Source organism: Paenibacillus sp. J22P169 (assembly GCF_059691995.1).
The window spans coordinates 57,627-72,003 of the sequence record NZ_JCAUAO010000008.1 but is presented as its reverse complement, the minus strand read 5'-3'; the positions used below and the strand labels follow the sequence as shown (position 1 = coordinate 72,003).

Annotated in this window: 15 protein-coding genes; all 15 read right to left on the bottom strand. The window is 45.4% G+C overall.

Annotated elements, in window-relative coordinates; translation table 11 throughout:
• Positions 1-53 precede the first annotated feature (53 nt).
• Positions 54-617: a 5' nucleotidase, NT5C type gene (locus AC58QG_RS27975; protein ID WP_497365547.1), complete on the bottom strand. Its 564-nt coding sequence runs from the start codon at positions 615-617 to the stop codon at positions 54-56.
• 26 nt (positions 618-643) lie between these two features.
• Positions 644-1,288 carry a pentapeptide repeat-containing protein gene (locus AC58QG_RS27970; RefSeq protein WP_497365358.1) on the bottom strand — a complete coding sequence of 215 codons (645 nt, stop codon included), beginning with the start codon at positions 1,286-1,288 and terminating at the stop codon, positions 644-646.
• 57 nt (positions 1,289-1,345) lie between these two features.
• Entirely contained in the window at positions 1,346-1,954 is a 609-nt protein-coding gene (locus tag AC58QG_RS27965) for a sigma-70 family RNA polymerase sigma factor (protein WP_497244109.1), read from the bottom strand.
• A 261-nt stretch (positions 1,955-2,215) separates the two neighbouring features.
• Positions 2,216-3,238, bottom strand: coding sequence for an ATP-grasp domain-containing protein (locus tag AC58QG_RS27960; protein ID WP_497365357.1), 1,023 nt, complete (start codon positions 3,236-3,238; stop codon positions 2,216-2,218).
• Positions 3,235-4,068 carry an HAD family hydrolase gene (locus tag AC58QG_RS27955; protein ID WP_497365356.1) on the bottom strand — a complete coding sequence of 278 codons (834 nt, stop codon included), beginning with the start codon at positions 4,066-4,068 and terminating at the stop codon, positions 3,235-3,237. The genes AC58QG_RS27960 and AC58QG_RS27955 overlap by 4 nt, the downstream gene beginning before the upstream one ends.
• Entirely contained in the window at positions 4,065-5,198 is a 1,134-nt protein-coding gene (locus AC58QG_RS27950; RefSeq protein WP_497365355.1) for a cysteine protease StiP family protein, read from the bottom strand. The genes AC58QG_RS27955 and AC58QG_RS27950 overlap by 4 nt, the downstream gene beginning before the upstream one ends.
• On the bottom strand, positions 5,171-6,586 hold the full coding sequence (locus tag AC58QG_RS27945; protein WP_497365354.1) for a phosphoribosyltransferase family protein: 1,416 nt from the start codon (positions 6,584-6,586) through the stop codon (positions 5,171-5,173). Before AC58QG_RS27945 ends, AC58QG_RS27950 begins: the two co-directional genes overlap by 28 nt.
• Positions 6,531-7,634, bottom strand: a complete 1,104-nt coding sequence (locus AC58QG_RS27940) for an HpcH/HpaI aldolase/citrate lyase family protein (protein WP_497365353.1) — start codon at positions 7,632-7,634, stop codon at positions 6,531-6,533. Before AC58QG_RS27940 ends, AC58QG_RS27945 begins: the two co-directional genes overlap by 56 nt.
• A 70-nt stretch (positions 7,635-7,704) precedes the next feature.
• Entirely contained in the window at positions 7,705-8,448 is a 744-nt protein-coding gene (locus AC58QG_RS27935; RefSeq protein WP_497365352.1) for a TerC family protein, read from the bottom strand.
• A gap of 214 nt (positions 8,449-8,662) precedes the next feature.
• On the bottom strand, positions 8,663-9,244 hold the full coding sequence (locus AC58QG_RS27930) for a TerD family protein (protein ID WP_497365351.1): 582 nt from the start codon (positions 9,242-9,244) through the stop codon (positions 8,663-8,665).
• Positions 9,245-9,282: 38 nt separating this feature from the next.
• Positions 9,283-9,882, bottom strand: a complete 600-nt coding sequence (locus tag AC58QG_RS27925; RefSeq protein ID WP_497365350.1) for a TerD family protein — start codon at positions 9,880-9,882, stop codon at positions 9,283-9,285.
• A 190-nt stretch (positions 9,883-10,072) separates the two neighbouring features.
• Positions 10,073-10,942 (bottom strand): creatininase family protein, encoded by an 870-nt coding sequence (locus AC58QG_RS27920; protein WP_497365349.1) that lies wholly within the window; start codon positions 10,940-10,942, stop codon positions 10,073-10,075.
• Between the two features lie 4 nt (positions 10,943-10,946).
• Positions 10,947-11,927 carry an aldo/keto reductase gene (locus AC58QG_RS27915; RefSeq protein WP_497365348.1) on the bottom strand — a complete coding sequence of 327 codons (981 nt, stop codon included), beginning with the start codon at positions 11,925-11,927 and terminating at the stop codon, positions 10,947-10,949.
• A 213-nt stretch (positions 11,928-12,140) separates the two neighbouring features.
• Entirely contained in the window at positions 12,141-13,490 is a 1,350-nt protein-coding gene (locus AC58QG_RS27910) for a TrkH family potassium uptake protein (RefSeq protein WP_497365347.1), read from the bottom strand.
• A gap of 29 nt (positions 13,491-13,519) precedes the next feature.
• Entirely contained in the window at positions 13,520-14,320 is an 801-nt protein-coding gene (locus AC58QG_RS27905) for a sugar phosphate isomerase/epimerase family protein (RefSeq protein ID WP_497365346.1), read from the bottom strand.
• Positions 14,321-14,377: the final 57 nt, after the last annotated feature.

Here is a 14,377-nt window from a genome sequence, read left to right as displayed (position 1 = left end):
CCTTCAGCCAGGTACTCGAATCGTTTTGTAACGATGAGAGCGCCTTTCTTTTTTTAACCCTTCAAAAGCTCAGCAAGCTCATCCCAAGACGTAATCCGCGGCAAATCCAGATGTCGATTATAGGATCTGTCTTTCACACAAATGCGGACAGGCAAGTGAGACAGTGTCTCCAGAACCGTCGGTTTATCATCAAAATAATAATCCAGCTCTAGCGCCTCTATAATATGTACTTTCTCGGAATCACTCATCCCACAGAAAAAATGGCCTTCTGCTACGGGGAATCCATGGTCCAGCAGCCATTGCCGCGTGCGTTCTGTATGCTCTTTGGCTCGAGCAGTGATGTAGTACACCTCATGGCCTTGCTCCACCAGCTGATTCAATACCTCACGCGCATGGGGGAATGTCGCACAATCCGAATAATAAATCTCATCGCGCAGACTGTGCCACAGCTTCCCTCCTTCTTCCTTGGATAATCCAAACGCACTGTGAATTTCCATCGTTGGCAGGGCTTGAAACACCTCTAGCTCAATGTTTTTCTGCAGCTTTTGGTTATAAATATGAAACGCATGCTCTCTTAGATTAATGAGGGTATCATCAATATCAAATCCAAGCTTCACCATCTACCCCTCCATTCACCTAGCCTCTATTCCTTTAATTTGATCCCAAAAAGACTTACAAATACCGAGGCCTGCTCTCTAGAAATGATACTTCCCCGCAAATCCTCAATGCTTACACCTAAGCTTGTAAACTCACAGGTGCTTAGATCGATTCCTTCCAGCTTAGCACCTGTAAATTGTGCATGATCCAGCTGACAAACCTCAAATTGTAGCTTTTGCAAAGTAGCCTCATAAAAATCAGAACTGATTAAAGAACAGGAATGAAACAAAATCTGCTTGAAATTAGCCATCCGAAATGTTGCGAAGTCCCCTAAGCAATCTTGAAAAAGGATGTTTCGCAACGTTGCCCCGGTAAGATCCATGCCCATAATTTTGCAATTTCTAAATTCGGTTCTGTGAATCGTCGCTTCTGTAAAGTTCACATTCGACAAATCACATCGATCAAAAATAACATCCGTTAGCTCAATTTCTCTCATCGAGATCCGTGTAAAGGTCACGTTGCGGAAAATAATTTTATCGAACGCGACTTTATAGGCGGACTGATTATCAATCACGCAATCACTAATAATGCCGGTATGAAAGCTATCTTCAGGCTCAAATTTCCCTTCTTGCAAGGTAATGACGGGTAGTTCTTTAGGAAGTTTGGGTGCATCTAATTTAGGATTACTCATAAGAAGCTCCTTTATAATAAGGTGATGGGCAAAAAAATAAGCCTTATCGGCTTACCGCTAAAAAATAATAACAGAAGTTAAGCTATGCAGCATGAAGAATAAGGATCCCCATTTTCTTTTGATATAATTCCGGCCACGGAAAAGCCTAGTTTTAATCGTAGAAACAGGTAAATTCACTTCTCGGCTGATGTCTTCTAAGGACATATCCAAATAATATTTATAAACAATGAGGTCTTTATATTTATCCGGTAGATCTTGAATCATTTGTTCGACCTGACTATACGTTTCCTGCTCGATCAGTTGAAGCTCCGGTGTCTTCTCATGACTCACCAATTTCTCAATCAATGGGCGTTCATCTTGAGAAGGAAACGCACTCGTATCCATGGAGAGCTCTTTCTTCTTCTTCCGCATCAAATCAATCGTGACATTTTTGCCAATGCTAAAGATCCAACTGGAGAAATTCTTGGTAGCGTCAAATCGATGTGAATTCAAATGTGCTCGCAAAAAAGTCTCCTGAACAACATCCTCGGAATCCGATTTATTACGAAGCATACGAAAAGCTAATCGATAAATTCTGTCCTTATACAGCTCCAGAAGTCGATTAAACGCTTTCGCATCTCCTTGACTCCACATTGTTGCAAGTTGACTATCGCTTAATTGCAGCATGTTAAATCTCCTTCACTAATGAAACTACCTATCTACTATTCTACCAAATCAAAGCAAAAAAAAGAAACCTTTTCAGGCTTCAAAGATGACTATTTATCGATAAAATTGGACACATATTCCGCTTTCTCTGCACTTGCAATCACAATTAGCGTTACAATAATTCCGAATAAGATAATCCCGCCTACGATCATACAGCGCACCCTCTTTGACTGATTGATACGAATGATCATCTATTATCAAAGATATGATGCGCGGCACTTATTATTCACCGAGATTCATAATAACATATTGCTCCAGATGACTCGCCAATATCCCGAAGTTAGGCTTTTGGACGTCAACCTTTTCACCAAGAAGTGACTTCACTGCTAAATATGGAAAATTAATGCCTGACAAGCAGCTAACTTGTAAACCACCCGACATTCTGGGATTAATCTCCAACAGCTTCGGCACACCCTGACTGTATTTGATCTGAATATTATAATTAAAAGGTATGCGATACGTAGCAGCTACTTGATTAGCAAGCTCAATCAGCTCTGGAACTTCCTCTAACAGCCTCAAGCGCCCATCCGCCTTGCGACGAGGAACAGCGGCAAGCAGTTCGCCCGATGCGGAAGCCAAACAATCGATGCTGTACTCATAGCCATTGAGTAATTCCATAACCATGACGTCATCGAAGCGTTCCACTGTCGATAAGTTCTGGTACACTTGCTCTTTCGTGAGATACGGCATTACCGGTCCAAACATATCACCCAGCGCATTCCGCTTATTGCTGATAATCCGAAAACCATTACCGCCTTCGCCATTTGTTGGCTTCATGCAGACCCCATGTCCAGCAGCTGTTAGCGCTTCATAGGCCCCAAGAAACTGCTCCGCTGTGTTCACAACATGGTAGTCTGGAATCGCAACGATATTGTGCGGGCGAATGCGCTCGTAAAACTTTTGCTTTTCCATAATGCTTTCCAAAAGCTCTAGGTCACGACAAACGGTTACCTTCGTACCTATTTTTTCGAATTCATCAATATGCTTGGCGATGGCGTACATATGCAGCCTAGGGATAAATACATCAATACCATGCTGCTTGCAAAAGCCCAGCGCGAACTCCACATAATCATCGTCGCCGAGAACAGGCTCGGTATCCGCAAAATCTGCTGCTCTCAGCGCCATGTGACTGCGATCTGGATGCGTAGCATACATCTTGAACTGAACCCCATCCTCATTGTCACGAATGCTGTTCATGTAATGATAGGCGACAGAGAACCAGCGGTTAAACCATACTTTTTTCATGAGGGCTCCTTTATGAGCAACTTTTTGTGCTCGCTATGTGTGGAATGTACAAATGACGTAATATCATCCGCTGCAAAAATACCGGATTCCTCGGTAAATCTATATTTGCCTGACTGTCCCATTTGCTCTTGTCGGAATAACTCTCCATGACCTGGAGCAATGGCAAAATCAGCGATGTCTAACAAACTCTGATCCAAAAGGGAGTCTCCGGAAGCGATGACTTTTCGTCCACCTAGAACCTCGTTCAAGTGTACAACCGCTGCTCCCTTGCTCACAGCATCGGGAACGATGTACACCTTTCTTCCTTGAATAGAAGTGCGCCAGCCCATCTTTTTCAACTGTGCGCTCAAGTCGGCTATCTCCTGCAGCGGCATACGGTCGCGATCAACGATATGGGAGTAGAATAGCTCATCGCAAAAACTAGAGCTGATCACCCAATCCGGATTCAGCACCTCTTGCATCACAGGGAGTACATCCTCGACAGGAGAACTCGTCTCGCTGACACGAGTTCTAACGAGATCTCTCCAACCCGTATCCACCTTGCCATCGATCAACATATTTCCCCCGTTGCTTGTCACGGCGTATTGGGGTTTCAGGATTTCACTGATCAGATGAATCCGCACATACTGTTTGATGGTTCGGGTTGTCACAGGGATGAAAATAAGTTCATTCATCAGCTCTTGCAGGCGTTGATACGTACGTGAGGACATATATGATCTTACTTTACCCTCAATAAGTTCGGCGACCATGATACGCTCTCCCCAATGCTCCGCACGATCAACTGGCTGGGAATAGATTAAGGTCTGATCTAAATCACTGGCATAAATCATTCGGCATCTCCTTTCACGGATTGTATGAGGCCGCAACACGAATACGTGAGCCCGGGATATACCTCAACTGGAACACCGCGTGCTTCAGCTAACAGCAGGATATGGCGAATATGCGGATTATCCATGCGATCTACCAAGATTCGCCACGGTACTCGCCTAAGCAGGACACGGGTCGTTTCTCCAACCCCAGGCTTAATCAAATTGATATCTGCCATTTGGTAGGTTGCCTGAATCGCTTCAATATCTCGCAAGCCATGCCAAGATATTGCCGGTGGATTCGCCAAAATATTTTGTGCAATCCCCTGAGCTTCCCTGGTCACCTTGCTGAAATAAGGCACGATCGTTTCGATAAAATGATTGGACTGATCGTGATCCAGCCATTCCTTGTAATATTTCGAGCCATGAAAATCATGGGGCCCAATCAGATCGTCGCGCAACACTGTACGACTCATTAAACCAGAAACTGTCGAGTTCAGGCATGCGCTCGGAATGAGAAAGTCCTCACGGGTTCCGAACATATCCGTACAGTGGCCCGGATCGGCAAGCACCGCTAGATCATCGTCCAGGATGATCCCGTATTCCTTTGCCATTTTGCCACAAGCTTGGGTAAGTACCTTACGAATAGCTCCCTTGCCTGTCCACCCATCTATGAATTGCAGCCTGGCACCAGGATGCTTCTGCAACATATACAAGAGAGCGTTCTCATCGATTCCCTTACCACGAATAATCGAGATACTATAGTGCGGCAAATTCATTTGATGGATGCCTTGTAAATATCGCTTGATCAAAATGCCAACAGGCGTACCCGCCCGTGCCAAGGAAACAAGGACTGTGTTCGGTCCTTTCTTTGCACGAATAATCTCGGCTACCGCACCCACGGATACAGCTACTTTCTCAGCTGAGAGCTTCAGGGTTTCTTGATAAAGGTTCAAATAATCCGAGGAGGGCAGATGCTCTTGGGGAAGCATTTCCGAATAGTGCGTGCCGGACTGAATTGCCCGTTCTCTAGCATCTAAGGCGACTTCCAGCTGCACTTCACTGATATCCTTCAGTAGAAATGTCACATCAGCAGGCGGGTAACTGCCCATCGGTTGGGGATCATCTATTCTTCTGGATCGCCAAGCTTCCATACCTTAACCTCCTTCCAATCGACCGTTTGAGGTGAAAAGAAGACGATATGCAAGGTATGCAGCCCCCTTGTTTGAAGGATTCGCAGGATCGGTTCCATAGATGATGGTGATGCTTCTCTTTCCATAAAAAGAAAGAGCTCCTGATACTTGCCGTACGGGATATTGTAGAAAAAGTGCACGACCTGTTCATCCTCTGGTGAAGGAAAAGCATGGCCATATTTTACCGCATAGTCACCGTGTTCAATGATATGAATAGGGCTGCGAGTTGTGGACTGATAAGACACCCCAGCGCCCATCTCAGCTGCAATTCGCATCGGGATATACATAAACTCACCCGTACCCACACAGAGTGTCTTGATCCCTGTACGTATACGTTTTAATTTCTCAGCCGTTTGCGTGATAGAACGATCCAATTGTCCATTATTGGGAGGCGTAAGACCGAATCTGCCACTATGCTGCAAATAAGGGCGGGTACCTGCAAAAGGTGCGTGTGAGAATAAATGATTCACATAGGAAATTTGCAAGTCACCAGCACGCTCTTCTTGCAATGGGCTAGGCGTTTGCGGGGACAAGCTCTCGCTTGAGCCGTATACCTTCGTCTTTCCGCGAATGAGTGAAATCACATGAATTTTCACGTTCAATTCCTGCTCCAAATGAGCAAATTGCAAGAGATCTTCATCTGTCCGCCAATCAAGCAGTGCTAACACATAATAAACCTTTTTGGGATATTTCCCCTGCAAATCGCGAATAATATTGAGTGAGGTCTTGCCTGTCGTAATCTCGTCATCGACGAGTACGAGAGTTTCGGGCTGTGCTAACATGGCAGGGTCATCGGAATAGCCATAGTGTGCCATGGCATGCGAATGCTCCTCTTCGAACTGAAGAATGGTCGGTGATTCATCAATCACTTCACGTGTCGTATGTAAATAGTGGCTTCCCTGCCCAAATGCCTCATACACCGCATGTCCAATTGCAGTTGCAGTCTCAGCAAATCCGATGAATGCGATGGGCTGTTGCAAGTGAATGCGCTCTGACATAATCGCTTTATAGGCCTTCTCCGCTTGCTCCGGAAATACGAGCCCCGCAATAGCGTGTTGCACCTTCTCGTCTGACTTCGTTCCATGTAAAGCTTGCTGCAGCAGTAACGCCAGTGTAGTTCCACTTAAGAGTGAAGTGTAAGGATTCACAGGGATATGTTTGCCCAGCACTTTGCTTACAAACAAAAAGGATCGTTTCTTATTAATCCTCGCCGCCATCGCAAATAACGCATCCAAAGGGATGTCATGAGGGTTTGAGGTCACGGTAACGTGAAGCTCCAGATCGCCTGCGATTTTATACGTACGCTCGGTCTGGTTGGATGAATAGTCCTTCAAAGGATTGTTGTTCATGCAGCACCCCATATATTTGTGATCGTAAAAGAATGCGTTTCGCCCAATTGAAATGGGGTTTGAACTCGTTCATCTTATTACCGTAGGCGCTCTTCATCACACCGAGGTCGCCATGATGATTCATCAGAATACTCGTGGCATCTGTATATTCTTCATGCGTGACCGCATAGAGCGATTGTACCGGCTTAATGTGCGTGGGATGAATAATGGTTTTGCCGATCATGCCATTTTCCTTATCCAGCATGACTTCGTGTAGGAGCCCTTTTACCTGGAAATATTCCCATACGGGTCCAGAGATCACATTGGAAGCCTCCATACGCCCAAAGATATTAATAATATCAGCGACACAATCCCTTATAGGCGCAATGTCATAAATGGTTCTGTCCATACTTCGTCTCAACCCAAATAAGCTTGAGAAATCTGTAGCACCAATCCGTATGTTCAAAACCAAATCTTTAAACTTCGTTAAAATTTCATTAATCGCAAGTAAAGTAGAAGTGCGGCTTTCTTTATAAATAATCGAGGCAGATTCCAGAATCGGTAATCCGTACAAGGTTGGTGCTTTTTCCGATTTCTCATCATTGTAATTTTCTAAAACTTGAAAATAATCCTCGCCATTTTCCACAGTAAATTTCGGGAACACAATGCCAGTTAGCAGGGCGACATTGTCCTCCAACCTCTCCAGCACATAATTCAATTGATTCACGCTTCTAACACGAACGAATATCAGCGGCAGATTCTCAGAACTTAAAATGCCAACATCCATCCAATGGGCAATCTGGCTCATTTGCCCAATCAGCGATTCTTCCGCAGCATGCACTTCGTTATCACCAACGGCATCTTCTAAATCAAGAACAACTGAAACCAAACCTTCGATTTTACCAAAGGCAATATCTTCTGCGAACGTACGACGAGTCGCTGGCATGTACAAGGCAGCACCAACGGAATGAGCTAAAATGTCTTTGTGCGAATGATTATGGAAGGAATTCGGCGGTAAGTAAAATAAAGCTTTCTCTTCATCCGCAGTTAAATAATTAAAATATCGCATGCCGATTCCTCCCTCTTTTTAAGAAACAATCCCTCCTTGACTTGACGGAGGGATTGTCCAATAACTTGTCTTATGATTCTTTAACTGATCCAGACTTGTCCTTTTTACGAAGCATGCTTAGAATAATCGTTCCTCCGAACAAGGCAATAATGACGGAGAAGAAGATCACATGTGAGATGTGGAAACCGAATGCGCCAGCAATCATTTTAAGACCGATGACGATAATTAAAATAAACGCTGTTTTTTCCAATTCCGGTATCTTGTCAATGAGCTTCAAGAAGACTTGCGCCACGCCTCTCATCATGAGAACGCCTAAGATACCACCTAAGAACAATACCCAAACCTTGTCGCTCACACCGAACGCTGCAAGTACGCTATCGACACTGAACGCAATATCCATAATTTCTACCGCGAGTACCGTACGCCAGAAAGAAAGACCTTTATTTTTGACTTCTCCGCCTTCATCGTGTTTCTTCATGAAGAGATTACTGTAAGCAATCCAGAGCAGATACGCACCACCAAGAACTTTAATCCAGGTAATCTGTACTAGGAATGTACCAACACCAATGGCGATAAACCTAAATATGTAGGCACCCAGCAATCCGTAGAATAATGCTTTCTTCTGCTGTTCCTTCGGTAAATGCTTCACCATCACAGCAAGTACGAGTGCATTATCTGCAGATAACAATCCCTCTAGAATGACGAGTGTACCGATAATCCCCCAGTTTACGGGATCTGTAAGTGTGGCCGAGAGCACGTCCCAGCTAAAAAAATTAAGAAAATTGTCTACAAAACTTTGAAAAAAGTCTGACATTAAGGTGGACCCCCTGTTTTATTTGCTGTTCATACTTACAAGAACTAGCCCTATCTATATCATTCTCCGATAACAAATTTCGTCGCCTCGGATCATTGATTTCCAATTCATAACGCATCAATGCTGGTCATTTGAACACCGTTTCTCGAGTCGAATTGATTCAGAAGAGTAGGGAGGGTGATGCTCAGAAAGCACCACCCTATTAACTTCGATCTTAGGAAGTTTGCAAACCGTAATCGCGTGCCAAACCTGCTAGCCCGTCTTTATATCCGCTGCCGATTGCGCTAAATTTCCACTCACCGCTATGACGGTAAAGCTCACCAATCACAACACCTGTTTCAATGGAGAAATCTTCGCCAAGATCGAAACGAATCAATTCCGCGCCAGATCCTTCGTTAAGTACGCGCACATAAGCATTGGAAACTTGTCCAAAGTTTTGCGCTCTTGCTTCAGCGTCATGAATCGTAATACAGAAAGCGATTTTCTCTGTTTCAGCCGGTACTGCGCTAAGATCAACGCTGATAATTTCATCATCGCCATCGCCTGCACCCGTACGATTGTCACCTTTGTGCTCGATTGAACCATTTGCGTTTTTGCGGTTGTTGTAAAAAATAAAATCAGATTCGTTGCTAACTTTACCTGCAGCATTCGCTGCAAAAATGGAAGCATCCAAATCGAAATCCTTACCGCCATCGTATTTGTTCGTATCCCAACCTAAGCCAACGATAACTTTCGTCAAGCCTGGGTTTGTTTTGGTTAAATCAACTTTTTGACCTTTAGATAATGAAATTGACATCTGAAATACCTCTCTTATATAAGATTTGGCTGTGCCATTTATTGATATCTTTTGACTAATTGTCCAATGGTTGTGTCTGTACTGCCTTCACCAATGGCACTGAATTTCCATTCGCCGCTGTGTCGGTAAATTTCACCAACAATAAGGGAGGACAAACCTGAATAGTTGTCGGTTAGATTAAACTTCACCAACTCTTGTTGATTAGAACCATTCAACACACGGATGTAAGCCGATTGAATGAGCCCAAAATCTTGCTTTCTATTCACACAGTCATAAATATTTACAACGAACACAATTTTGCTCACATCAGCGGGAACTTGTCCTAAATTAACGGAAACTGTTTCATCATCGCCATCGCCATCGCCCGTACGGTTATCACCGGAGTGAACGACCGAGCCATCAGGACTTTGAAGATTAGCAAAATAAACCACATGCTTCGGATTCGTTATTCTTCCCTTTTCATCCAGTAAAATTACTGAAGCGTCACAATCAATTTCGACTGCCGATTTCTTTGAGCCGAAGAACCCCTTCTTCTCAACAACAGCAGGATCCCAACCCAATCCAACCACAACTTTAGAAAGACCTGCGTTACCCTTTGTTAAATCGATCTTTTGACCTTTGACTAAACTAATTGTCAACGAGGTCACCTCCCTTCGCTTACCTGTTTTAGTGAACTCCCTTATCTGATACGCATAAAATTCAATCACGTTTCACTTTCCTGGGTAAATTATTTGTGAATTCGACTTTAGTAGTCAAAATCCCCCAGATTTCAAAAAGAAAACAGCCACAGGACGATCCTAGGCTGCGTGTTCTTCTTATTATAACATTTTACAACTTATGGTATTCAAAAGATTTCCATTGGGACGTTTCTGACACTGCCTTCTGTCCCATTCGTGGAAATGATGTGGCCCAAGGCCCTTGATCCTTTGCCTTCTGCCATATGGCTTCCGTTTCTTCGTAAGTGAGCAAGCTCGGCCGTGAAGAGCTTTCGCTAGGCTGCAACGCTGCAGCTTGCATCGCAACAAGCTCGCACAGCTGCGCTAAACATACCTTCATAATGTCGGCACCGAGCTTCGCACTAGCTTCCAGAGCATCTTCACCAAGAGCTAGCCGCCCTCCTGCCCCTGCTTCAGTTTGTCGCTCAAGCTGGGCGAAATCAATGAGTTCTGGACGTAGAAACATGAGCTGTGAAATCTCATATTTTCCTGCGTGATCCCCCTGATAATGATCCTGAACAAGCTGAGCATCCGTGCTGACCATAACCGCTACCCCCGTCTCACGAGTGAACGCATCACTTACTCGTCGTAAGTCGAGTTCATTCCCGCCACCATGTCCGGTTAAGACAACAATGGATCGAAAACCCGCTCCTGCGAAAGCTCGCAGTTGGTACAAGAAGAAGTGCAGCAACACATGCGGTGGCATTGCGGTCATATGCGCTTGCTCTTCGCCGACGACTTCCTCCAGCCACTGGGCATGATAGCCTGACTCGTGAATGTGGTAGCCCAGCGAGGGAGCCACAATACCTCCGGCTCGCTGAGCCGCTTCCACACAGAGCCACTCCGCCTTCAGTGTGTCCAATCCAAATGCACTAATCTGCCCATGAGGTTCACAAAGACCGAGTGGGAGATAGACGATGGGACAGGCGGCTAATCGCTCCTTAAACTCATAAGGGAGCAGCTCTGACCATAGCACTTTCATGGGCCTACCAGAACTTCGTGTCATAGAAGTTGCGTACCCAACGATGATATCTACGTATTTCTTCGAATACGTCATCTGGAAGCGGATCTTTCGCAAGTGCTGCGATGTTCTGAGTCGCCTGCTCCTGCACGTGCATGGAAACTAACGCTGTCGTCACAGCAGGATGCTTCAACACAAATTTGATGGCTAGCTCAGCAAGACTATCTGCGTGATCAGGAATGAACTTGCGCAAACGATCGACCCGTTCAATATACATTTCGCGAGGCACGTATTCAAAGTAGGATTTCCTGTAATCCTTACTGTCAAATTGCGTATCCGTGGTTAAGAAGCCTGTCAGACCGCCTTCATCCAACACACAACGAGCTAGGAAAGCAACGTGATGCTCCTCACAGAAAGGAATTAAGCAATCAAGCGGTAGTGGATCGAATATGTTGAATACGGTCTGTACGGCGTCAATCTTGCCGCTTTGAACAAGCGTGAGCGCGATATCGTGACGTTGATCGGGGATAGAGATTCCGATGAAACGAATCTTTCCTTCTTCTTTCAGACGAAGCAATTCTTCCATCCAGTAGTCCTTCTTATCCCACTGCGGCCAATATTGATGGAGCTGCATCAGATCGATCGTTTCAAGCCCCAGCTGCTTGAGGGAGATTTCGGTGCATTCGCGCAGCCAGCCTTGTGGGTAAGCGCTTTCTACAGGGATATGCGTTCCCCATCCGATCGATCCCGGCCCTAAGGATTGTATTTTCGAGGTGACAAAAGGACGTTCCCCCCGCCACTGCTTCAGCGCCAGACCAACAATGCGTTCCGACTCCCCGTAGCCACGCGCCGTATCAATCAAGGTGACACCTTGCTCCAAGCTGTGCAGTACAGTTTGAATCAAGTAGGATTCATCATATGTACCGAATGATCCGCCTAAGCCCATCGCTCCAAAGCCAAGCCGTGATACCTGAACATTTGAACTCGCAAAACTCGTATATTGCATCTGGTATTTGCCTCCTCTTTCCCCTCATTGTCAGGGATGATCACTCTCAATAAATCCCATTATACCGAGCAGGATGAGGCAAGTATTTATCCAAAACCAACAAAGTTGTACCCAAAAACACTTAACATGATGGCTTATAACACCAAGCACAAAAGCAGAAAAAACCGAGGCAGATCTACTACGATCCACCTCGGTTACTATGGGGTTAGCTGCTTATCCAATGATCAACTTTTCTTCTGGGTACCGGATTAGAGGTTTCTTCTTTCCGTTGGTAAATAAGGAATAGAACAGAAATAATCCGATCCTTCCGATAAACATAAGCACAATCAGCGAGATCTTACTAACGCTGCCAAGCTCTCCTGTGATTCCTGTGGATAAACCACACGTTCCAAATGCCGAGGCAACCTCGAATAAGATGGCGGACACTCCCCAGCGATTCGGCTCGGCCAAGAGAAGCACAAATATCCCCCCGAGCAGCAGTGCAATACCCGTCAAGAAAAATACAAAGCTCTTAAGGGAGTCCTCCTGACTAATCATCCGGCCGAACACCTTCGGCTCCTTCTCCCCGCGAGCATAAGCAATAAGGGCCAGTACAATAACGGCTACGGTCGTTGTTCGAACACCGCCCCCCATACTGGAGGGGCTTGCACCAATAAACATTAATAAAGATACTAGCAGCAAGCTTGCTTCTGTAATTGTAGACATATCAATCGTGGTAAGTCCCGCGCTGCGAGATGTGACAGACGTGAAGAGTGCGCTGAGTATTTTCCCATGCCAGCTCATCCCTGCCAACGCATGCGTTCGCTCCGTCACCCAAAATCCAATCGCACCGAACAGTAACAACACCGATGTCGTTACGATAGTAAGTTTCGTAAACAAAGAAAATCGGAAATTCTTATGCCCGCCCCACAAATATTCTCGAAGCTCAGCCAGGACTGGAAATCCAATCCCGCCTAATACAATCAAGATGATCGTAAGCACCTGTACGAAATAATCTCCCGAATAATCCAGCAGTGAATTGCCAAACAAATCAAAACCTGCATTCGTAAACGCCGAAATGGTATGAAACATGCCATAGTACAAGGCGCTCCAAATCGACCCATATTCACCAGCCAAATAGAAATACAAGCCAAATGCCAGTGTGCTAATCGCCTCTAGAATCAGCGTAAAGCCCAGCACTAGCTTCATTAGCTGAACCAATCCAGATAGGTTGTTGCGATTCTGGTCAATCATAATCATCTTGCGCTGCAGCAATCCGATCTCCTGCCCGAACAACAACCAATAAAAGCTCCCCAGCGTCATGACGCCGATACCACCGAATTGAAAAGCAATGATCAGTACACCTATGCCGAAGCCGCTTAACGTGTCTTTAATGCCTACTGTTGTAAGGCCTGTCACGCTGACTGCACTGGCGGAAGTAAAGAGGGCGTCCACAAAGGAGATTGTGGCGCCCGATTGTAAACTGATAGGTAATTTCAGAATGACGGCAATAAGCAATATACCGATCATATAAGCGATAACAATAAGTCTTGAGGCAGGCATTTTCTGTAGTTTACTAAGCATGATTGTACCTTCAACAGAGAGTAATAGGTTTAGATACTCTTATATTGTCCTTTGAAATGTTTTCCCATCCAAAGGCATACATCCCATAAATCGGCAACCGGTTGATTCGTAAATGGCAAAGTGTGCAAATAACCCGGAGGTCCAAACTCTGGTGTATAGGTGATCGTCGTTTGGCCTGCGTCCTGCTTCGCTTGAACAATGCTGTCCCACCAGCTCATGTGCCGTTGTAATTCGTGTGCATACTCCGGTGCCCTTGGATCTGGCACTTGTGGTCCTTGTGCATAGCCTACGCGGCCGTGAATATGTTGAACACGGGGGAAGGATTTGCGCAGATTCTCCTCTTGACTCTCCAAGGTGGTCTCGGTTACACAGCACCAATGGCTGTAATCCGCTGTAAGCTTGATCCCTGGAACGGCATCCAACAGCCTTCCGGTTTCCCAAGGATTATAGAGCGCTCTGCCGCGGTGAGTCTCATGGCCAATCGCGATCCCATATTTGTTCTCGATTTCAGCTGCTTCACGGAAGAATGCGACTTGCTCTTCAAAGGGCATCGAATCCTTAGCGCTGTGTGAAGTTATGCTGAAGGGGCGAAAGGAAACCGCGCGCGATACTTGCTCCCCAAATGAAGCAATATGATCAGGTCCAGCGGTAAAGACCATGGCAATGTAGTCCATTTGATACGATTCCAATAGCTTCCGGAACTGATCCTCGTCCGCAAGAGTCGGCATGGGTGCTTCGATTCCGTCATAACCTGCTGCAGCAATACGCTCGAATTGGGACTCCAGTGATCCATCCATGCCCCACAATGCTTTGAATAATTTGATTTCCATCTTATAAAGCCCTCCTCATCACATCAATGAGTCAAGCTTAAATCATCTGCCATTATT

Coding starts and splice junctions, on each gene's coding strand:
- AC58QG_RS27970 (WP_497365358.1), bottom strand. CDS start 1,288: ATGAGTAATCCTAAATTAGATGCACCCAAACTTCCTAAAGAACTACCC.
- AC58QG_RS27965 (WP_497244109.1), bottom strand. CDS start 1,954: ATGCTGCAATTAAGCGATAGTCAACTTGCAACAATGTGGAGTCAAGGA.
- AC58QG_RS27960 (WP_497365357.1), bottom strand. CDS start 3,238: ATGAAAAAAGTATGGTTTAACCGCTGGTTCTCTGTCGCCTATCATTAC.
- AC58QG_RS27955 (WP_497365356.1), bottom strand. CDS start 4,068: ATGATTTATGCCAGTGATTTAGATCAGACCTTAATCTATTCCCAGCCA.
- AC58QG_RS27950 (WP_497365355.1), bottom strand. CDS start 5,198: ATGGAAGCTTGGCGATCCAGAAGAATAGATGATCCCCAACCGATGGGC.
- AC58QG_RS27945 (WP_497365354.1), bottom strand. CDS start 6,586: ATGAACAACAATCCTTTGAAGGACTATTCATCCAACCAGACCGAGCGT.
- AC58QG_RS27940 (WP_497365353.1), bottom strand. CDS start 7,634: ATGCGATATTTTAATTATTTAACTGCGGATGAAGAGAAAGCTTTATTT.
- AC58QG_RS27935 (WP_497365352.1), bottom strand. CDS start 8,448: ATGTCAGACTTTTTTCAAAGTTTTGTAGACAATTTTCTTAATTTTTTT.
- AC58QG_RS27930 (WP_497365351.1), bottom strand. CDS start 9,244: ATGTCAATTTCATTATCTAAAGGTCAAAAAGTTGATTTAACCAAAACA.
- AC58QG_RS27920 (WP_497365349.1), bottom strand. CDS start 10,942: ATGAAAGTGCTATGGTCAGAGCTGCTCCCTTATGAGTTTAAGGAGCGA.
- AC58QG_RS27915 (WP_497365348.1), bottom strand. CDS start 11,927: ATGCAATATACGAGTTTTGCGAGTTCAAATGTTCAGGTATCACGGCTT.
- AC58QG_RS27910 (WP_497365347.1), bottom strand. CDS start 13,490: ATGCTTAGTAAACTACAGAAAATGCCTGCCTCAAGACTTATTGTTATC.
- AC58QG_RS27905 (WP_497365346.1), bottom strand. CDS start 14,320: ATGGAAATCAAATTATTCAAAGCATTGTGGGGCATGGATGGATCACTG.